Consider the following 19,026-nt stretch of genomic DNA (forward strand, 5'->3'; position numbering starts at 1 on the left):
GGGACGCGCGCGTGCCAGCATCGATGATGCCGGCATTGTCGACGACGCGGCCGGTGAGGGCGGGAAGGTCGGCGGCGGCTCTTCGGGAAGCTGGTGAGGCATCATGGCAACGCGACCGATCAGCGCCGAGGACCATGACCGCATCGCCGAAGCGATCCGCACCGCCGAGTTGAAGACCGACGGCGAGATCTACTGCGTCGTCGCTCGGGCCAGCGACGGCTACTTCTTTCCGGCCGCGTTCACGACGACGATCGGCGTGTTCGTCGCCAGCCTTGCCGTCGCCTATGGGCTGGAGGCATGGTGGCTGTCCATACGGCTGCCGCATTTCGTGCTGGCGCAAGCGCTGGCGCTGGCCTCGGTGCTCGTTTTGCTCTGGTTCCTGCCCACTTTGCGCATTCATTTCGTGCCGAGAAGGCTGCGCTATCAGGCGGCGCACGCCAATGCGATGAAGCAGTTCCTGGCCCGCAACGTCCACCGCACGAGCGCGCGCACCGGCGTGCTCATCTTCGTCTCCGTTGCCGAGCGCTATGCCGAGGTCGTCGCCGATTCCGGTATCGACGCCAAGGTCGGCCAGCATGTCTGGGACGGCGTGGTGGGCGATCTGACCAGACATGCCGGTGACGACCGGCTGGCCGACGGCTTCGTCAAGGCTATCGGTACGGTCGGCGCGGTGCTCGCCGAGCATTTCCCGGTCACCGAAGGCGACACCAACGAGCTCGATGATCATCTCGTCGAAATCTGACTAGTTCCCGTATTGGGATTTTGACCGATCGGCTCTGTTTGCGTTGATCGCATGCGCTGGAGATTGGCCGAAACGCCCATCGCGATCGTCATTCCAGGGCGGAGCAGGAGCGGAGCTCCGTCGCGAAGACCCTAGAATCCATGCCGTTACCTTCGCCACAGCGTGCAACGGAGCAGAATTCTGCGCCGTGGCAACGCCTTAAGGTCACGGCATGGATTCTAGGGTCTGCGCCGCGTCGCTTCGCTCCTTGCTCCGCCATAGAATGACGAGGTTGGGCGGCTTCAGCCAATCTCCGGCGTTTGCGCTGATTTTACGGAAATGAACGCCTCGTCGGCGAACGCACCTTTCGCCTGTGCGAAAGCGCGGAGGCGTGTTGGCGGACTCTTTGCAATCGCCCGATGCGGGTTTATGGTTAACCAATCATGAACACGCTGACGATCGACATCCGGAAGGCAGAGCCGCGCGACGCGAGCGCCATCGCCGAGGTGCACCAGCAAGCCTGGCGCGGCGCCTATTCCGGTATCATCCCGCACCGCACGCTGACTTCGATGATCAACCGTCGCGGCGTCGACTGGTGGGCCAACGCGATTCGCCGCGCCGCCACCGTGCTGGTCGTCGAGATCGGCGGAACGGTCGCCGGCTATGCCACGATCGGCAAGAACCGTGCTCGCGAGCTCCGCCAGCAGGGCGAGATCTACGAACTCTATCTGCGTCCTGAATATCAGGGCATCGGGCTCGGCAGCCGGCTGTTCAAGGCGGCCAAGGCCCGGCTCGCCGACCACGGCCTGCGCGGCCTGGTGGTCTGGGCGCTGGAGGACAATCACAACGCCTTGGCCTTCTACGCCGGCAATGGCGGCCGCGATATTGCCGAAGGCGTTGAAGTCTTCGAGCAGAAGGCGCTCAAGAAAGTGGCTTTCGTCTGGAATGACTGACGTCGCCTAGGTTACAATCCATCACAAACTGTGCGCTTCCATTGGCGTTCATTGCCATTCGCCGCATTGCACCATGACGTTTCGCCCGCTATCGGTCTTGCAATCGAGAGAGGGATTTAGCCATGCGTATCGAAGCCGTGCCCACAGGAAAGAACCCGCCTGAGGACGTCAACGTCATCATCGAGGTGCCGATCGGCGGCGAGCCGATCAAATACGAGATGGACAAGGAGGCCGGCACCCTGTTCGTCGACCGCTTCCTGCACACCTCCATGCGCTATCCGGGCAATTACGGCTTCGTGCCGCACACGCTGTCGGGCGACGGCGACCCGATCGACGTTCTGGTCTGCAACACCCGGGCGCTGGTGCCGGGCTGCGTCATCAATGTACGGCCGATCGGCGTCTTGATCATGGAAGACAATGCCGGCCAGGACGAGAAGGTGATCGCGGTCCCCTCGCCCAAGCTGACGCTGCGCTACGAGAACGTCACCGAATACACGCATCTGCCCGAGATCACGCGCCAGCAGGTGCAGCACTTCTTCGAGCACTACAAGGATCTCGAGCCCGGCAAATGGGTCAAGATCGAGGGCTGGCACGATTCCAAATATGCCAAGAAGATGATCGTCGACGCGATCGCGCGGGCCAAGACAGCCAAATAAGACTACCGAACGGCCTTCTCGCCGCCGGCCGCGGTGATCACCCCGACGATGATCAGCCCGGTCAGCACCAGCCGCACGCCGGCGCTGACGCCGAACGTGTTGAGCATGGTGAGCAGGAGCACCAGGAACAGGCCGGCGCCCCAGACCCCGGGCACGTTGGCCTTGCCGCCGGCGACCGAGGTGCCGCCGATGACCACGACCGCGATCGAGGCGAGCAGGTATTCGTTGCCGATATCGACATTGGCGCCGCGGAAATAGCCGGCAAGCAGCGCTCCGTCGATGCCGCCCAGCGCGCCGCACAGCGTGTAGGTGAGGAAGCGGATGCGGCCGACATGGACGCCGGCGAGCCATGCGGCGCGGATGTTCTGGCCGATCGCCAGCACCGAGCGGCCGTAGATCATGCGCTGCAGCGCCAGCGCGGCGCCTATGGTGAAGACGACCGTCAGCATCGCCAGCACCGGAATGCCCAGCACCTGCCAGTTGGTGAAGTCGGCAAAGCCCGGCGGCGGCTTGATCTGCAGGCCGCGGCCGTAGCTGATGTCGACCGACTGGATGATGAAGCTCGCCGACAGCGTCGCGATGATCGGCGGGATGCGCAGTGCCCAGATCAGCAGGTAGTTGATCGCGCCGATAGCGGCGCCGCAGGCAAGTGCGGCCAGCAGCCCGACGAGGATCATGGCGTCGCTGCCGCCCATCACCTTCATGGCGACCGCGCTGGCCAGCCCGATATTGGCTGGCAGCGACAGGTCGACATTGCCGGGTCCCAGCGTGATGACGAACATCTGGCCGACGCCGACGATGACGGTGAAGACGGCGAGCGACAGCGCTGCCGTGACCATGCCGCCAGCGCCGTAGCCGCCGGTGAAGGCAATCGTTGCCAGCCAGACGACGACCGCGCCGACGAAGGACCAGATCCAGGGCTTTTCAAGCAGCGTCCGCACCGAGGTCATCGCTCACCGCTCCCTGCGGCTGATCAGCACCCGCGCCGCCAGCACGATGATCAGGATCGCTCCGTTGGCGGCCACCTGCCAGTCGGGCGGGATGTGCATGAAGGTCAAGAGCGGCGAGGCGGCCAGCGCCAATGTCAGCGCGCCGAGGACGGCGCCGATCGGCGACACCCGGCCGCCGACGAACTCGCCGCCGCCGAGGATGACGCCGGCGATCGAGAGCAGCGTATAGCCATTGCCGATGTTGGCGTCGGCCGAGGTGGTGATGCCGATCAACGCCATGCCAGAGAGCACGCCGAACAGACCGGTCAACGCGAACAGCACGACCTTGGTCTTGAGCAGCGACCAGCCGGCGCGCCTCAGCGCCGCGGCATTGCCGCCTGAGCCGCGCAGGATGACGCCGTAGGACGTGCGCATCAGGCCGAAATGCACGACCGCGGCGATCAGCAGCGCGGCAAGGATCGGGAACGGAATGTAGGGCGGCTTGAACGACAGGATCGACAGCAGCCAGTCCGGCGCCTTGCCGCCGGGCTTGGGCAGGATCAGGATCGCAAGCCCTTGCCAGACGAAGCTCATGCCGAGCGTCACCACGATCGAAGGCAAATTGCGCAGGTAGATCAGCGCGCCGAGCAATGCATAGACGCCGATCGAGCCCATGAGCACGAGAATGCCGAGGAGCGGCGCGTCCCGCAGCCATGTCGCGGTGACGCAGCCGACGAAGCCGACGAACGTCCCTATCGACAGGTCGAGCTCGTTGCCGGCGATGACGAACATCTGCGCGATCGTCGCCAGCGCGATCGGGATCGCCAGGTTGAGCATCAGGTTGAAGCCGAAATAGCTGATGGCGCGCGGGTTGAGCCAGGCAATCGCAATCAGCACCAGCGCCAGCGACAAAGCCGGCAAAAGGCCGCGCAGCATGCGCGCCCGGGCGGCGCTGCCGCGCGGCGAGGCTTTCGGAACGGTGCCGGGAGCGATCGCCGTCATCTCAGGCCGCATCGCCGAACGAGGACTGGATGATCTTTTCCTCCGTCAGCTCGTCGCGCCCAAGATTGGCGACGATCCGGCCGTTCTTGAAGACGTAGACATGGTCGCAATTGTCGAGCTCCTCGGTCTCGGTCGTGTACCAGAGGAAGGTCCGGCCTTTGGCGGCCTCCTCGCGCACGAGGTCGTAGACCTCGAGCTTGGTGCCGATATCGACGCCGCGCATCGGGTCGTCCATCAGCACGATCTCTGCGTCGGAGCCGAGCGCGCGGGCAAACAGCGCCTTCTGCTGGTTGCCGCCCGACAGCGAATAGATGTTGTTGTTCATGTCCGGCGTTCGGATGCCGATCTTCTTTTTCCAGAATTCGGCAAGCTCGGCCTCGCGCTGCGGCGAGATCAGCAGACCGTTGCGCAGCCGCGCCAGCGAGCGGATGCCGATATTCTGCGCGATCGACCATTGCGAAAAGATGCCGTCCGACTGGCGGTCGCCGGCGACCAGCGCCACCGGCGCCGTCACCTCGATGCCGGTCCTGGCGCGCGAGGCGGCCGAGAAGATCGCCAGCAGAAGATCCGTCTGGCCGTGGCCGGCAAGTCCCGCAAGGCCGATGATCTCGCCTGCGCGCGCGACAAGCTCCTTGCCGTCCTGCTGCCTGGCCGGGCGTGCCCGCACCCTGAGCGCTCCTGGCTCGGTCTTGCGGGCTTCGGCGGCGGCTTTGTGATGTCCCTCGGCGCCGCCCATGGCCGCGACCAGCCTGTCGCGGTCGAACGCGCTCGCGGCATCGGCCGCGACCACCTTGCCGTCGCGCATCACCACGATGCGGTCGGCGTTCTGCAGCACCTCGCCCAGCACATGCGAGATCAGGATGCAGCTGCCTCCGGCCGCCACGAAGCGGCGCACGAATGAAAGCAATTGGCCCGCCGTATGCGCGTCGAGCGAAGAGGTCGGCTCGTCGAGGATGACCAGATGCAGCGGCTCGCGGGTCAGCGTGAAGGCGCGCGCCACCTCGACCATCTGGCGCCGCCCGATCGAGAGGTCGCCGGCGATGTCGTCCGCCGAAATGCCGTGGTCCGGGAAGATCTCGTCCAGCTTGGCGCGGATGAGGTCGGCGGCCCGGCGCCGCCAGCCGAAACCGGTGAGCGCGGGGTGATTGATGCGGGTATTCTCGGCGACGCTGAGATTGGGGCAGAGCGACAGCTCCTGGAAGACGCAGCGTATGCCGAGCTCCAGCGCGCGCGCCACCGAATAGCTCGCTTCCTGATTGCCGCGCACGGCGATCTGCCCGCCATCCGGCCGCAGCGTGCCGGCCACCATGTGCATGAGCGTCGACTTGCCGGCGCCGTTATGCCCGACCAGCCCGACGCATTCGCCGGCGCCGACATGGAAGTCGACACCGTTAAGCGCCCGAACGGCGCCGAAATGCTTTTCGGCGCCGTTGAGCCTGACGATATCCGCAATAGCCTGAAGCATCCTCAACTTTATCCGGTTGGCGATGCGGACCGCAATGTGCCCACCGCTATTGCTTGATGTTGGCCTTGATCGCCGCGATAGCTTCTTCCTGCGTGTATTCGTGCGTGGCGACGCCGCCTTCGTTGATCTTCGGCAGCGCGGCCTCGAAATCGTCTTGGGTGAAGGCGAGATAGGGCACCAGGAGGTCATGCGGGATGTCCTTGCGGCCATCGAGGACCTGCTGCGCCACCCAGAAGGCCAGCGTCGACACGCCGGGCGCGATCGAGGCCGACCAGGTCTTGTAGCCGTCCTTCTCCTTCTGCTCCTTCCACCACTTCAGCTCGTCCTGCCGATTGCCCATGATGATGGTCGGGCGTGGCTTGCCGGCCGCGGCGAAGGCCTGCGCGGCGCCATAGCCGTCGCCGCCCTGGTCGACGATGCCGACGACATCCGGCAACGACGGCAGGATGGTCGCCACCGCCTTCTGCGCCGTCGTCTGGTCCCAGTCGCCCGTTACCGAACCGACGATCTTGAACTCGGGATGGGCGGCGACGCCCTCGAGGATGCCGGCATGGATGGCATCGTCGATTGAGGTGCCGGCGAGACCGCGGATTTCCAACAGATTGCCGCCCTTGGGCTGGAACTTGGCCATCTGCTCGACTTCTTGCTTGCCCATGTCCTTGAAGTCGACGACGACGCGGTAGGCGCAAGGCTCGGTCACGATGCCGTCGAAGGAGACGACGACGATACCGGCATCGCAGGCCTGCTTGATGGCGCCATTGAGCGCATCGGGCGACGCGGCGTTGATGACGATGGCGTCATAGCCCTGCAGGATCAGGTTCTGCACCTGGGCGGCCTGAGTCGGCACTTCCTTGTCGGCGGTGGTGAAGACATCCGCTGCCGCGACCACCTTGTCCTCGACCGCCTTCTTGGTGACGATCGCATAGCTGTCGAGCATCGCCTGGCGCCACGAATTGCCGGCATAATTGTTGGAGAAGGCGATCTTCTTGCCGCTGGTGTCGGCAAGCGCGGTGCCCGAGGCGAGCATCGCCGCAAATGCACTCAATACGAGCAGTTTCTTCATGTCGGTTCCTCCCGAGGTTGCTGCTACTAAACGCGAATTCTCTGTTTTTTATCTATTGTCAGACAAATGCAGAGGAACCGCAAGCTGTCAACTGCAAAGCATTGGCACTGCTCGATCAACTTGCGGTGCGACGATTGAAAAGACGGCGACTCCTGGTCTAGGAACGCGGCAGGAGGCCAGTGCATGGCAGTGACGCCGACCGTTGCTAAAGGCGCGCCCGGAATTCCGGCGCGCTGGACGTCAAGCGCAAAGACCGGCGTCGGAACCGCGCTTTCGGCAAAAAGCCCGCTCTGGTTCACCACCAGCCACGGCATCCTGAATGAAATCTATTATCCGCACCTCGACAGCGCCTGCACGCGCGACCTGGGGCTGATCGTCACCGGCCCCGGCGGTTATTTTTCCGAGGAGAAGCGCGACGCGGCCCACACCGTCGACCCTTTGGAGGACGGGGTGCCCGGCTACAGGTTCAGCAACACCGCTTCCGATGGCGCCTACCGCATCGAAAAACGCATCGTTACGGACTCGAAACGACCTGTGCTGCTGCAGGAAGTGCATTTCAGCGCGATCAAGGGCTCGCTGGCTGATTATCGCGTCTACGCGCTGCTTGCGCCGCACCTCGTCAATGCCGGCATGGGCAATACGGCCTGGATCGGCGAGCACAAGGGGCAGCGTCTTCTCTTCGCCACAGGGCGCGGCGTGTCGCTGGCGCTCGCCTCCTCTTTGCCCTGGGGCGCCTGCTCGGCCGGCTATGTCGGCTTCTCCGACGGCTGGCAGCAGCTGCGCGACAGCGGCGCGCTCGATCCATCCTGCTTGGCGGTGGAAAACGGCAATGTCGCGCTGACCGGCGAGATCGGCTTTTCGGCCGGCAGGACGGTTGCCTTGCTGGCGCTCGGCTTCGGCGCTTCGCCGGAGGAAGCCGCCGACCTTGCGCTTGCAAGCCTGCAACAGGGTTTCGAGCCGGCCGCGAAGATCTATGTCGAGAACTGGCGGACATTTCAGGCAGGATTGGAAAAACTCGACCGCCGCGCTGCCTCCGGTTTGAATTCTTATCGCGCCAGCGCGGCGGTGCTGGCGAGCCATCTGTCGATCGCCAGGCCGGGCGCTGCCGTCGCCAGCCTGTCGATCCCCTGGGGTTTCAACAAGGGCGACGATGACCTCGGCGGCTATCACCTCATCTGGCCGCGCGACCTGGTCGAGACGGCTGGCGGCTTCCTGGCGGCCGGCGACGGCAGGCAGGCGCTGCAGATCCTCACCTATCTGCGTTCGATCCAGCAGCCGGACGGCCACTGGCCGCAAAATTGCTGGTCCGACGGCACCGCCTATTGGCCCGGCATCCAGATGGATGAATGCGCCTTTCCGCTGCTGCTCGCCGATGCCTTGCGCCGCGCCGGCCATCTGCCGGAGTCGAAGCTCGCCGAATTCCTGCCGATGATCGAGAACGCGGCGACGTATGTCGTGCGCAACGGCCCGGTCACCGGCCAGGATCGCTGGGAAGAGGATGCCGGCTACAGCCCCTTCACACTGGCCGTGGAAATAGCGGGCCTGCTTGCGGCGGCCGACATGCTCGACGCCAGCGGCAAGAATGAGCCGGCAAACTATCTGCGCGAGACCGCCGATTGCTGGAACGACCAGATCGAGCGCTGGACCTATGTGACCGGTACGCAGGCAAGCACCAGGGCGGGAATCGATGGCTATTATGTCCGCATCGCCCCGCCCGATGATGGCAGCGCTGCCTCGCCGAAGGACGGCTTCGTGCCGATCAAGAACCGGCCGCCGGGCGACAGCGACAAGCCGGCCGAGGCGATCATCAGCCCGGACGCCCTGGCGCTGGTCCGCTTTGGCCTGAGGGCCGCGGACGACCCGCGCATCCTCAACACCGTCAAGGCCGTCGACGCCGAGCTGCGCTGCGACCTGCCGCAGGGGCCGCTCTGGTACCGCTATACCGGCGACGGCTATGGCGAGCACGAGGACGGCTCGCCTTTCGACGGCACCGGCCAGGGGCGGCCGTGGCCGCTGCTCGCCGGCGAGCGCGCCCATTACGAACTGGCAGCCGGCCGCGGGGACAGGGCGGCGCAGCTCCTTGAGACTTTCGAACGCTCGGCCGGCGTCGGCGGCCTCCTGCCGGAGCAGGTCTGGGATCGTCCCGACATGCCAGACCGCGAATTGCGGCTGGGCGCCCCTTCGGGCAGCGCCATGCCGCTGGTCTGGGCGCATGCCGAGCACATCAAGCTGTTGCGCTCGCTGCGCGACGGCGCCGTCTTCGACCTGCCGCCGCAAGGCGTCGAACGTTATATCAAGGGCCAGACGGTCTCGCCGCTTAGGATCTGGCGCTTCAACCACAAGATCCGCTCCATTCCGGCCGGCAAGGCGCTGCGCGTCGAATTGTCGGCACCCGGGGTCGTCCATTGGAGCAGCGACAAATGGCTGACCGTGCAGGACAGCAAGACAACCGAGAATGCGTTCGGCATTCACCTGGTGGATTTGCCCGTCAGCCGCCTGCAGCCGGGAACCATCATCGTCTTCACTTTTTTCTGGCCCGGGGCGATGCGTTGGGAGAATGTCGACTTCAGCGTCGGCATTGGCGCCCAATCGTGATCCAGCAGGGCCATTGTACTTCTCCTTCCTCAAGCAATCAGGATGAAACCATGCAGATCGGAATGATGGGACTGGGCAGGATGGGCGCCAACATGGTGCGGCGCCTGATGCGCGACGGCCATGAATGCGTCGTCTATGATATCAATTCGGCAAGCGTCGCCGGCATGGTCAAGGACGGCGCGGTCGGTGCCGCCTCGCTGGAGGAGTTCGTCGCCAAGCTCGCCAAGCCGCGCTGCGCCTGGCTGATGCTGCCGGCCGCGATCACCGGCAGGATCGTCGACCAGGCGGCGGCGCTGATGGAGCCGGGCGACATCATCATCGACGGCGGCAATTCCTACTACCATGATGCCGTCGACCAGGCGGCCAAGCTGGCGGTTAAGGGCATCAACTTCGTCGATGTCGGCACCAGCGGCGGCGTGTGGGGGCTGGAGCGCGGCTACTGCCTGATGATCGGCGGCCCCGATGACGCTGTGAAGCATCTCGATTCGGTCTTTGCCACGCTGGCGCCTGGCGCCGATGCGGGCGCCAACCCGTCCAAGGATGCCGGCACGGCGCCCTTCGGCTATCTTCATTGCGGACCGAGCGGCGCCGGTCACTTCGTCAAGATGGTGCATAACGGCATCGAATATGGCGTGATGGCCGCCTATGCCGAGGGCATGAACATCCTGAAGTCGGCAAATGCCGGCAAAAGGCAGCGCACAGCCGACGCCGAGACCAGCCCGCTCGAAAATCCGCAATACTACCAGTTCGACATCGACCTGCCGCAGGTCGCCGAGGTCTGGCGGCACGGCAGCGTCATCGGCTCCTGGCTGCTCGATCTCACCGCCGGCGCGCTGAAGAACGATCCGGCGCTCGCCCAGTTCGGCGGCCGCGTCTCCGATTCCGGCGAAGGCCGCTGGACGCTCAAAGCGGCGATCGACACCGGCGTCCCGGCGCCGGTGCTGTCCTCTGCGCTGTTCGACCGCTTCTCTTCCCAGGGCGAATCGCAATTCGCCGACAAGCTTCTGTCCGCCATGCGCTATGCCTTCGGCGGCCATGTCGAGAAGCCGAAGACCGGCGCGTGAAGGGAGAGACTGCATGAGCCAGGAGAGGTCCGACACGCTGGTGCTTTTCGGAGCGACCGGCGATCTTGCGCACAAGAAGATTTTCCCGGCGCTCTACCAGATGGTCGCCAAGGGCACGCTGAGCGAGCCGGTGATCGGCGTCGCCTTCGAGCCTTGGGAGATCCCCAAATTGGTGGACCGTGCGCGCGACGGCATCGTCACCGCGCTTGGCCGTGTCGACGACAAGGTCTTTTCCAAGCTCGCCTCGCTGCTGCGCTATGTCAGCGGCGACTACCGCGACGGCGCGACCTTCGAGAAGCTGAAGACGGCGCTGGGTTCCGCGCAGCGGCCGCTGCATTACATGGCCGTCCCCCCGACCATGTTCGAGACGGTCGTGCAGGGCCTGGAGCAGTCCGGCACCGCGCGCGGCGCGCGGCTGATGGTGGAAAAGCCGTTCGGCCACGACCTGCAGTCGGCGCGCTGGCTGAACCGGGTGCTGCATCTGGTGTTCGACGAGCAGTCGATCTTCCGCATTGACCATTATCTCGGCAAGGAAGCGATCCAGAACCTGCTCTATTTCCGCTTCGCCAACTCCTTCCTCGAGCCGATCTGGAACCGCAATTTCGTCGAGAGCGTGCAGATCACCATGGCCGAGGATTTCGGCGTCGAGGGCCGCGGCAAATTCTATGACGATGTCGGCTGCATCCGCGACGTGATCGAAAACCACCTGCTCAACATCCTGTTGCTTTTGGCCATGGAGCCGCCTGTCGGCCGCTCGGCCGACGACCTGATCGACGAGAAGGTGCAGGTGCTGCGCGCGATCCGCACGCTGACCAAGGACGATGTCGTGCGCGGCCAATTCGACGGCTATCTGGCCGAGCCGGGCGTCAGGCCCAACTCGCCGGTCGAGACCTTCGCCGCGGTACGCTTCTTCGTCGACACCTGGCGCTGGCGGGACGTGCCTTTCTTCATTCGCGCCGGCAAGAACATGCCGGTCCACGCCACCGAGGTGATCGTGCGTATGAAGCGGCCGCCGCTCGACGTCTTCGATCCGATCAAGCCGGGCGACGCCAATTATGTCCGCTTCCGCATCGACCCGCAGGTGGCGATCTCGATCGGCGCCCAGCGCAAGGTCGCCGGCGACGACATGATCGGCGAGCAGGTGGAGCTGACCGCGCTCGACGACACCAAGGGCGACATGCCGCCCTATGAGCGGCTGATCGGCGACGCCATGAACGGCAATGGCCAGCTCTTCACGCGCCAGGACGCGGCCGAGCTTGCCTGGCGCATCGTCGGCCCGGTGCTCGGCGACACCGCGGCGCCGGCAATCTATGCGCCCAAGACCTGGGGGCCGGTCGATGCCATGAACGGCTTCGGCCCACCCGACGGCTGGATCAATCCGAGCAAATAATTTTCGGGGAGGACGGATGGCGAAGGCAGCAAAGAAAGCCGCGGCGACCGGCGATCCGATCGTGCTCACCGTCGATGTCGGCGGCTCGCATGTGAAGATCCTCACCAGCGCAGGCGGCGAGATGCGCCGCGTCGCGTCCGGACCGAACCTGACCCCGGACCAGGTCGTCTCGTCGGTCAAGAAACTGGCCGAGGGCCTGGATTATGACGTCATCTCGATGGGCTATCCCGGCCCCGTGCGCGACAACAAGCCCTCGCTCGATCCCTTCAACCTCGGCCAGGGCTGGAACGGCTATGATTTCACCGCCGCTTTCGGCAAGCCGGTGAAGCTCGTCAACGACGCGCTGATGCAGGCCATCGGCAGCTATGACGGCGGCCGCATGCTGTTCCTCGGCCTCGGCACGGGCCTGGGCGCCGCCATGATCATCAAGAATGTCGGCCAGCCCATGGAGCTCGCCCACCTGCCCTACAAGAAGGGAGCGACTTTCGAGGATTATGTCGGCGAACGCGGCTTGGTGAAGCACGGGAAGAAGAAGTGGCGCAAATACGTTTTCGACGTTGTCGACAGGCTCCGCGCCGCCTTGCAGCCTGACTATGTCGTGATCGGCGGCGGCAATGTCGACAAGCTCGATCAATTGCCTGAAAAGTCCCGGCGCGGCGACAACACTCGCGCTTTCGAGGGTGGATTTCGTCTGTGGCGCGACAAGGCGCTGGTCGTCTGATATAGTTACATTTCAGTATAATTGTTCAAAACAGCGTGTATTGACGCGAGAAAATGTTGCGCCGCGCAGATTTGCCGACTAGGAATTCGCCGGCCTGCGGCCCCTGCGGCATCCCGAATTCGCAAACAACGCTCGCAGCGCTTCGACATTACACCGCGAAAACCGGATCGGTTTCGCGACCTTGCGGCAGAAATGGAGGGACTACGTGGACGAGGACACCAGCACAGCCAGGGAAATCGACCTGCTCGAGCTCACCGCTCATATCGTATCGGCCTATGTCGCCAAAAACCGCCTGCCTGCTTCCGACCTGGGCGGACTGATCGCCAGCGTCGCCTCTTCGATCGTCGGGATCAGCCAGCCGGCGGAGCCCGCGGCGCCCCCGCCGGTCCCCGCCGTCAATCCCAGGCGCTCGGTGACGCCGGACTACATCATCTGCCTCGAGGACGGGAAGAAGTTCAAATCGCTGAAGCGCCATATCGGCGTGCATTTCGGACTGACACCGGAAGCCTACCGCACCAAATGGGGCCTGCCGGTGGATTACCCGATGGTCGCGCCCAACTACGCGGCGTCGCGCTCGCAGCTCGCCAAGTCGATCGGCCTCGGCCGCAAGGCGGAACCGGAGCCGGCGAAGCCTGCCAGGGGCAGGAAGGCCAAAGCCCCGGCCTGAAATAACGCGCCTGCACCAATGGTTTAGGGAAGCCTGCCGAGGAATCAGCCTTGGCAGGCTTCCTGCTTTTATGGCTTGGATACCGTTCCACCAGGCAATTCCAGGAAAGCCGTACGGAATTGCGTCAAAACAGGACGCGCGGTCTGTTTAAAAGGATGAACCGCTTGGGGACATGGCCATGAACTACACCAGGATGGTGATCGAGAAAGAAGCGCCGGAGGAATACGGCTACGAGCGCATCCGCTACAACCTTTCCGAAAGCTCGATCGCAGACCAGAAACTCTCCGACATAGGTCTCGCGCTGCCGGACCTCACGCTGTTCTATGGCGAGCACCGCGGCGACAGGGAACTGCGGGCGCTTATCGCCGGGCAGGACAGCGGTCTTTCCCCCGATGATGTACTGGTGACCGCTGGCGCGGCCGGCGCGCTGTTCATCATCGCCACGTCGCTTCTGTCGGCCGGCGACCATCTCGTGGTCGTGCGGCCGAACTACGCCACCAACATCGAGACACCGAAGGCGATCGGCTGCGCCATCTCCTACATCGATCTCGATTTCGACGAGGGCTTTGCCATCGACATCGACCGTGTGAGCGCAGAGCTGCGGCCGAACACCAGACTGATCAGCGTCACCTGCCCGCACAACCCGACCGGCACGATGATGACACGCGCCGAGCTCGATGCGCTGGTCGCGCTTGCAGAGAGCCGCAAATGCCGCCTGCTGGTCGACGAGACCTATCGCGACCTCTCCTACGGCGAATGGCTACCCGCAGCGGCCTCGCTCAGCCCCGCCGCCATCAGCGTCTGCTCGCTGTCCAAGGCCTTCGGCATTCCGGGCATCCGCATCGGCTGGCTGATGACCCGCGATCCGCAGTTGCAGGAGACCTTCCTCGCCGCCAAGGAGCAGATCGGCATCTGCGGCAGCGTCATCGACGAGGCGATCGCCCGCGCCACGCTCGAACGCCGTGATACCTTCCTCGCCTCGCTGCTCCCCGAAATGGCCAGACGCCGCGACGTCGTGCAGGCCTGGATCGACGGCGAGCCGCTGGTCGACTGGGTGCGGCCGCAAGGCGGCGTCGTCGGCTTTCCGCGGCTCAACGTCGATGCCGGCTTCGACCTCGACAGATTCTATACCAGGCTGCTGGAGGAATACGGCACCTATGTCGGCCCCGGCCACTGGTTCGAGATGCCGAAGCGTTTCTTCCGCCTCGGTTTCGGCTGGCCGAAAGAGGCGGAGTTGCGCGGCGGGCTGGAAGCCATCTCGGCTGCTTTGAGAGGCTGAACGCACCTCACCAGAGCGGGCAATTCCGATTTTCTTCGCGCCAGCGCGGATTTTTTGCGCACATGGCAAGACGAACTGGGCTAAAGGGTTGCGGCCGGACCAGCGCCCACCGTGGAAGTGCCCCGCCGGCCTTTGTCGCAACGGGGCCCTCGAATCATGACCGCCGAAACAACGTCACCAGACCAGCGCTACGCCGCGTTCCGGCACCGCCCGTTCCTCAGCTACTGGACGGCGCGTTTCCTCACCACCTTCGCCACCATGATCGTCTCGGTCGCCGTCGGCTGGCAGGTCTATGATTTGACGCGCAATCCGTTCGACCTCGGCATTGTCGGCATCGTCCAGTTCCTGCCTTCGCTGCTCCTGGTCCTGGTCACCGGCGTCGTCGCCGACCGCTTCGGCCGCCGGCTGATCATGACGCTGGCGACCCTGGTCGAGGCCGGCTGCGCCTTGGCCCTGCTGCTTCTGACGCTGCGCGGCCTGACCAGCCCGCTGCCGATCTTTCTCGTGCTGGTCATGTTCGGCATAGCCCGTGCCTTCTACGGCCCGGCGTCGTCCTCGTTGTTCGCCAATCTCGTGCCGGAGGAGGATTTCGCCAACGCCATCGCCTGGAACTCGTCGGCCTGGCAGACGGCGACCATCGTCGGCCCGGTCGCCGGCGGCCTGCTCTACGGCGTGTCGGCGGAAGTCGCCTACGCCACCGCCGCTGTGCTGATGCTGGTTGCGGGCATGCTTGTGTTCACCATTCCCAAGCCTGCCCAGCAGACGGCCACCGACAAGCCGACGATGCAGACGCTGTTTGCCGGCTTCAGCTACATCTGGGGCGAGAAGATCGTGCTCGGCGCGATCTCGCTCGACCTGTTCGCCGTGCTCCTGTCGGGCGCCTTTGCGTTGCTGCCGGTCTATGCGCGCGACATTTTGCAGCTTGGTCCCTGGGGGCTCGGATTGCTGCGCTCGGCGCCGGGCATCGGCGCCATCTGCGTCGCCGTCTGGCTGGCCGGCCATCCGATCCGCGACCGTGCCGGCAAGATCATGCTCGGCTTCGTCGCCTTGTACGGCGCCTCGATAGTGCTGTTCGGCCTGTCGACCATCACCTGGCTGTCCATCGTCGCGCTCGCCTTGCTTGGAGCGACCGACATGTTCAGCGTCTACATCCGCGAGACGCTGATCCAGCTCTGGACGCCGGACGAGGTGCGCGGCCGCGTCAACGCCGTCAACCAGGTCTTCGTCGGCGCGTCGAACGAGCTCGGCGAATTCCGCGCCGGCACCATGGCGGCGCTGATCGGCACGGTTCCCGCCGTGGTGATCGGCGGCATCGGCGCCATCGCCGTCGCCGGGCTATGGGCCTATCTGTTTCCCGCACTGCGGCAGGTGCGGCATCTCAACAGCCGCAACTGATCGCGTTCTTGATCCAAGCCGCTGGATCCGACGTTCAGGCCAATCTCACCGCGCCGTCGCCCAGCGAGGCAGGGGCGCGAGCAAATCTACTCCGAAAAGCTCACGCTGACGCCGCGCTGGCGAAAATAGGCCTGCATCAACTTGCGGCCGGCCCGGTTGTTCTGCACCAGCTTGGCCGGATCGAACACCGCCTGCTTCTTCCCCTCTCGTGCCAGCGCCGCCTTGAGTGCCGCGATATGCGTATCGAGTTCGGCATTGTCGGCTCGGAGTGAGGCATAGATATTTTCGGTCGCCTCGGCCAATGTCAGTTCGCTCACGGGTGTCTTCCTTTGATTGATCGGGCGGCGCTTAGCACAGATTCGCGGCTCCGCCGATACCGATGAGACTGCCTGCTGATCGGTGCCACGCGGCGGTGATCGGCGGCATCGCAGGGCTATGGTCCCGGCGCTGCGGGCAGGTGGTCCTGAATAGCGCCAGTGATCGGGCGGTCATAAGCGGCGATCAGCGGCAGAACACTGGTTCGCCAGCGCAACAGGGATGAACTGAGCACTCCAAATCCTCTGGCCCAACGGCCGGTCATGGCGCGGCTGCTCGTCGCTCTCGTTAAGCTCCCTTCTTCCGCAGGTCATTGACGACATCGAGAAAGGCACGCAGCGCCGGCGGCACGGCTCGATGTCCAGGATAGTAGATTGCAACCTCTTCCGGAGCGGGCATCCACCTGGTCAGGACCTTGCGCAGCCGGCCATCGGACATGGCCGCTTCTGCAGCCGAATCCGCCACATAGGCGATGCCCAGACCCTTTACTGCGGCTTCGACCATTAGCTCCTCGTCATCAAGAACAATGGGGCCGTTAGCGTCAATCACGAGTTCCTGGCCGGCGCGTTCGAATTCCCATCGATAGAGCTTCCCGCTGGGCATGCGGTGACCGATGCAATGGTGGCGCTGCAATTCCTCCGGGGTTCCCGGCTCCCCTGAGCGGTCGAGATAGGCGGGCGAGGCGACGCAGATGAACGTCAGCCGGCGTGCAAGCGGCACGGCGATCATATCCTTGGGAATCGATCCGAGGAGGCGCACGCCGGCATCGAACCCGCCGGACACGATGTCGATGAGTCGCCCCTCGACGACGATGTCCACCGTTACATCAGGATGGAGCTCCGCCATCTGCGGAAGAACCCCGCGAACGAGAAGCCCAGCCATCAGTCGCGGTGCGTTGATGCGGACCGTCCCCGCAACGTTGCCCCGGAACCCTGCGATGCTGTCGAGCGCCTCGTCCAGTGAGGCGAGCGCCGGCTGAAGGCGGCCGAGCAGTTGGAAGCCGGCTTCCGTCGGCGAGACGCTGCGTGTGGTGCGGTTCAGAAGGCGCACGCCCATGCGCTCCTCGAGCGCTCGCATAGCATGGCTCAACGTGGAAGGCGCAGTGCCGATCTCGTCCGCTGCGCGGCGGAAGCTGCGATGCGTGGCAACGGCCACGAAGGCGGTGAGATCATTGAGGGACGGGCGGGACATTGGTGGTGTTTTTGCATCACCCTATGCCGATTTCAATGACTAATGCGCATAATGCGATTGCCCTATCTCCAACTCGAAGACCCGGCTCCCGGCCGTTGCCGGTCCGCTCCCATTAACAAGGCACAAAGGAACACGAAATGCCTGCACGTGACGCCATCTATCCGGCCAAACGCCACGCGTTATACGATATTCATCGATATTCTGCGGCCATTCGCTCCGACGATCTTCTTTTCGTGTCGGGTCAGGTCGGGAGCCGTGAGGACGGCTCGCCCGAGCCCGTATTTGAGGATCAGGTTCGGCGCGCCTTTGCCAATCTACGCGAGGTCTTGGCCGCCGCCGGGTGTAGATTCGATGATGTTGTCGACGTCACCACCTTCCACACCAACCCGGATGACCAGATCGCAACAGTGCTGGCCGTCCGAGCGGAAGAGATCGGCGAACCTCCCTATCCGAACTGGACGGCAGTAGGCGTCAACTGGCTTGCCGGCTTTGATTTCGAAATCAAGGTCGTGGCCCGCATCCCTTCGACGACCAGCGACCGGCCGGCGGACAAGCGCTGATTGCTTGCCGTGCAGTGGTGATTTGCTGGCAACGACGCTAGCTGGGAGCTTTCAGGATCCAACGCTCAAGGTTTTGCGTCTGGAAGGCGACCCGCTCGCGACTTGAAGTTCGCGAATGGGTCGACTTCGGCTAGGGCGTGAACGACCGGTAGGAAGGCGCCAGCGAAGTCGGCTTAGCCGTCCTGCGACCAATAGCTTTGCATTCGACACAGTCTACTATTTGGGCAGCGGCAAGGGCACCCCTACTGCTGACATTGGACGCAAAGCGGCCTTTCCATGCCCCGGCAGGCGTAAGCCATTCTCGGTCAAACCCGAGCATTCAGAATAATCGCTTCGCGTCTACCCCACAGCCGGCCTGCCAAAAATCAGCTGCAAAAACTCGCCCAGCCAGCGCTTGAGGTGCATGTCCCAGATCAGCCGGCCGCCGAGATGGTCGCGGCCGGGCTGGGCGCCGGGCAGTTCGAAGCGATGCGCGCCGCGCACCACCCAGCGCTGCATCATCACCCTTGTCAGCTCGCCATGGAACTGGATGCCCCAGGCATTCTCGCCGTAGCGGAACGCCTGGTTAGGATAGGTTTCCGCCGTCGCCAGCAGCGTCGCATCCTTCGGCAGCGAAAAGCCCTCGCGGTGGAACTGGTAGACCATCTCCGGCCAGTGCAGCAGCTTCTTGCCGGCCTCGGTCGCCTTCAGCGGATACCAGCCGATCTCGACCAGGCCTTCGCCGTGGCCCTCGACCTTGCCGCCGAGATGGTTGGCGAGCATCTGCGCCCCGAGGCAGATGCCGAGGAACGGTCGGTTCTCCTTGAGCGGGATTTCCAGCCAGTCGGTTTCGCGGCGGACGAACTCGTCCTCGTCATTGGCGCTCATCGGCCCGCCGAAGATAACCGCGCCGGCGTGACCGTCCAGCGTGCAGGGCAATTCGTCACCCAATGGTGGCCGGCGGATGTCGAGGTCGAAGCCTTCTTCCAGGAGCATGTGGCCGACGCGGCCGGGGCTCGAAGTCTCCTGATGCAGCACGATCAGGATTTTTGGTCTCGGCCTCGATCTGGGTGGCATGGAA

The 19,026-nt window shown here is 64.4% G+C and carries 18 protein-coding genes; 11 read left to right on the forward strand and 7 right to left on the reverse strand.

Features of this window, described 5'->3' with window-relative positions:
• Positions 1 to 103 precede the first annotated feature (103 nt).
• The 3 genes from LB535_RS28115 (at position 104) to ppa (ending at position 2,330) form a co-directional block, all read left to right on the forward strand.
• Complete coding sequence (locus LB535_RS28115; RefSeq protein ID WP_224634488.1) at positions 104 to 742, forward strand: TPM domain-containing protein; 639 nt, start codon at positions 104 to 106, stop codon at positions 740 to 742.
• 422 nt (positions 743 to 1,164) lie between these two features.
• On the forward strand, positions 1,165 to 1,674 hold the full coding sequence (locus tag LB535_RS28120; protein WP_040991512.1) for a GNAT family N-acetyltransferase: 510 nt from the start codon (positions 1,165 to 1,167) through the stop codon (positions 1,672 to 1,674).
• A gap of 122 nt (positions 1,675 to 1,796) precedes the next feature.
• Complete coding sequence (gene ppa, locus LB535_RS28125; RefSeq protein WP_095769600.1) at positions 1,797 to 2,330, forward strand: inorganic diphosphatase; 534 nt, start codon at positions 1,797 to 1,799, stop codon at positions 2,328 to 2,330.
• A 2-nt stretch (positions 2,331 to 2,332) separates the two neighbouring features.
• Here ppa and LB535_RS28130 read toward each other — a convergent pair whose 3' ends face one another.
• Genes LB535_RS28130 through LB535_RS28145 form a run of 4 tightly spaced genes read right to left on the reverse strand, consistent with a single transcriptional unit; the run spans position 2,333 to position 6,789 of the window.
• The gene (locus LB535_RS28130) at positions 2,333 to 3,280 is read right to left on the reverse strand and encodes an ABC transporter permease (RefSeq protein WP_224611049.1); all 948 of its coding nucleotides are present in this window, start codon (positions 3,278 to 3,280) and stop codon (positions 2,333 to 2,335) included.
• Positions 3,281 to 3,283: 3 nt separating this feature from the next.
• On the reverse strand, positions 3,284 to 4,261 hold the full coding sequence (locus LB535_RS28135; protein WP_224634489.1) for an ABC transporter permease: 978 nt from the start codon (positions 4,259 to 4,261) through the stop codon (positions 3,284 to 3,286).
• A gap of 1 nt (position 4,262) precedes the next feature.
• The gene (locus LB535_RS28140; RefSeq protein ID WP_224547163.1) at positions 4,263 to 5,726 is read right to left on the reverse strand and encodes a sugar ABC transporter ATP-binding protein; all 1,464 of its coding nucleotides are present in this window, start codon (positions 5,724 to 5,726) and stop codon (positions 4,263 to 4,265) included.
• A gap of 46 nt (positions 5,727 to 5,772) precedes the next feature.
• Positions 5,773 to 6,789 (reverse strand): ABC transporter substrate-binding protein, encoded by a 1,017-nt coding sequence (locus LB535_RS28145; protein ID WP_224634490.1) that lies wholly within the window; start codon positions 6,787 to 6,789, stop codon positions 5,773 to 5,775.
• 183 nt (positions 6,790 to 6,972) lie between these two features.
• Between LB535_RS28145 and LB535_RS28150 the strand changes: the two genes are divergently transcribed.
• The 7 genes from LB535_RS28150 (at position 6,973) to LB535_RS28180 (ending at position 15,900) form a co-directional block, all read left to right on the forward strand.
• Positions 6,973 to 9,384 carry a glucan 1,4-alpha-glucosidase gene (locus LB535_RS28150; RefSeq protein WP_224634491.1) on the forward strand — a complete coding sequence of 804 codons (2,412 nt, stop codon included), beginning with the start codon at positions 6,973 to 6,975 and terminating at the stop codon, positions 9,382 to 9,384.
• A gap of 50 nt (positions 9,385 to 9,434) precedes the next feature.
• Positions 9,435 to 10,448: a phosphogluconate dehydrogenase (NAD(+)-dependent, decarboxylating) gene (gene gnd, locus LB535_RS28155; RefSeq protein WP_224634492.1), complete on the forward strand. Its 1,014-nt coding sequence runs from the start codon at positions 9,435 to 9,437 to the stop codon at positions 10,446 to 10,448.
• Between the two features lie 13 nt (positions 10,449 to 10,461).
• Entirely contained in the window at positions 10,462 to 11,838 is a 1,377-nt protein-coding gene (gene zwf, locus LB535_RS28160) for a glucose-6-phosphate dehydrogenase (protein ID WP_224634493.1), read from the forward strand.
• A 16-nt stretch (positions 11,839 to 11,854) separates the two neighbouring features.
• Complete coding sequence (locus tag LB535_RS28165) at positions 11,855 to 12,559, forward strand: ROK family protein (protein WP_224634494.1); 705 nt, start codon at positions 11,855 to 11,857, stop codon at positions 12,557 to 12,559.
• A gap of 205 nt (positions 12,560 to 12,764) precedes the next feature.
• Complete coding sequence (locus LB535_RS28170; RefSeq protein ID WP_224634495.1) at positions 12,765 to 13,226, forward strand: MucR family transcriptional regulator; 462 nt, start codon at positions 12,765 to 12,767, stop codon at positions 13,224 to 13,226.
• 178 nt (positions 13,227 to 13,404) lie between these two features.
• Positions 13,405 to 14,505 (forward strand): pyridoxal phosphate-dependent aminotransferase, encoded by a 1,101-nt coding sequence (locus tag LB535_RS28175; protein WP_224634496.1) that lies wholly within the window; start codon positions 13,405 to 13,407, stop codon positions 14,503 to 14,505.
• A 156-nt stretch (positions 14,506 to 14,661) separates the two neighbouring features.
• The gene (locus LB535_RS28180; RefSeq protein WP_224634497.1) at positions 14,662 to 15,900 is read left to right on the forward strand and encodes an MFS transporter; all 1,239 of its coding nucleotides are present in this window, start codon (positions 14,662 to 14,664) and stop codon (positions 15,898 to 15,900) included.
• A gap of 86 nt (positions 15,901 to 15,986) precedes the next feature.
• Here the strand turns inward: LB535_RS28180 and LB535_RS28185 are convergent, their stop codons facing one another.
• Both LB535_RS28185 and LB535_RS28190 read right to left on the reverse strand, forming a co-directional pair.
• Positions 15,987 to 16,217: a hypothetical protein gene (locus LB535_RS28185; RefSeq protein WP_224634498.1), complete on the reverse strand. Its 231-nt coding sequence runs from the start codon at positions 16,215 to 16,217 to the stop codon at positions 15,987 to 15,989.
• A gap of 286 nt (positions 16,218 to 16,503) precedes the next feature.
• Positions 16,504 to 17,406 (reverse strand): LysR family transcriptional regulator, encoded by a 903-nt coding sequence (locus LB535_RS28190; RefSeq protein ID WP_224634499.1) that lies wholly within the window; start codon positions 17,404 to 17,406, stop codon positions 16,504 to 16,506.
• Positions 17,407 to 17,543: 137 nt separating this feature from the next.
• On the opposite strand from LB535_RS28190, the gene LB535_RS28195 reads away from it, so the two are divergent.
• Positions 17,544 to 17,966, forward strand: coding sequence for a RidA family protein (locus tag LB535_RS28195; protein WP_224634500.1), 423 nt, complete (start codon positions 17,544 to 17,546; stop codon positions 17,964 to 17,966).
• A 339-nt stretch (positions 17,967 to 18,305) separates the two neighbouring features.
• Here LB535_RS28195 and LB535_RS28200 read toward each other — a convergent pair whose 3' ends face one another.
• Entirely contained in the window at positions 18,306 to 19,022 is a 717-nt protein-coding gene (locus tag LB535_RS28200; RefSeq protein ID WP_224634501.1) for a glutamine amidotransferase, read from the reverse strand.
• Positions 19,023 to 19,026 lie beyond the last annotated feature (4 nt).

The organism is Mesorhizobium sp. CA10 (genome assembly GCF_020165285.1).
Classification (GTDB): Bacteria; Pseudomonadota; Alphaproteobacteria; order Rhizobiales; family Rhizobiaceae; genus Mesorhizobium.

Excerpts from the sequence above, each read along its gene's own strand:
- LB535_RS28115 (WP_224634488.1), top strand. The coding sequence starts at position 104 with ATGGCAACGCGACCGATCAGCGCCGAGGACCATGACCGCATCGCCGAA.
- LB535_RS28120 (WP_040991512.1), top strand. The coding sequence starts at position 1,165 with ATGAACACGCTGACGATCGACATCCGGAAGGCAGAGCCGCGCGACGCG.
- ppa (WP_095769600.1), top strand. The coding sequence starts at position 1,797 with ATGCGTATCGAAGCCGTGCCCACAGGAAAGAACCCGCCTGAGGACGTC.
- LB535_RS28130 (WP_224611049.1), bottom strand. The coding sequence starts at position 3,280 with ATGACCTCGGTGCGGACGCTGCTTGAAAAGCCCTGGATCTGGTCCTTC.
- LB535_RS28135 (WP_224634489.1), bottom strand. The coding sequence starts at position 4,261 with ATGACGGCGATCGCTCCCGGCACCGTTCCGAAAGCCTCGCCGCGCGGC.
- LB535_RS28140 (WP_224547163.1), bottom strand. The coding sequence starts at position 5,726 with ATGCTTCAGGCTATTGCGGATATCGTCAGGCTCAACGGCGCCGAAAAG.
- LB535_RS28145 (WP_224634490.1), bottom strand. The coding sequence starts at position 6,789 with ATGAAGAAACTGCTCGTATTGAGTGCATTTGCGGCGATGCTCGCCTCG.
- LB535_RS28150 (WP_224634491.1), top strand. The coding sequence starts at position 6,973 with ATGGCAGTGACGCCGACCGTTGCTAAAGGCGCGCCCGGAATTCCGGCG.
- gnd (WP_224634492.1), top strand. The coding sequence starts at position 9,435 with ATGCAGATCGGAATGATGGGACTGGGCAGGATGGGCGCCAACATGGTG.
- zwf (WP_224634493.1), top strand. The coding sequence starts at position 10,462 with ATGAGCCAGGAGAGGTCCGACACGCTGGTGCTTTTCGGAGCGACCGGC.
- LB535_RS28165 (WP_224634494.1), top strand. The coding sequence starts at position 11,855 with ATGGCGAAGGCAGCAAAGAAAGCCGCGGCGACCGGCGATCCGATCGTG.
- LB535_RS28175 (WP_224634496.1), top strand. The coding sequence starts at position 13,405 with ATGAACTACACCAGGATGGTGATCGAGAAAGAAGCGCCGGAGGAATAC.
- LB535_RS28180 (WP_224634497.1), top strand. The coding sequence starts at position 14,662 with ATGACCGCCGAAACAACGTCACCAGACCAGCGCTACGCCGCGTTCCGG.
- LB535_RS28190 (WP_224634499.1), bottom strand. The coding sequence starts at position 17,406 with ATGTCCCGCCCGTCCCTCAATGATCTCACCGCCTTCGTGGCCGTTGCC.
- LB535_RS28195 (WP_224634500.1), top strand. The coding sequence starts at position 17,544 with ATGCCTGCACGTGACGCCATCTATCCGGCCAAACGCCACGCGTTATAC.
- LB535_RS28200 (WP_224634501.1), bottom strand. The coding sequence starts at position 19,022 with ATGCCACCCAGATCGAGGCCGAGACCAAAAATCCTGATCGTGCTGCAT.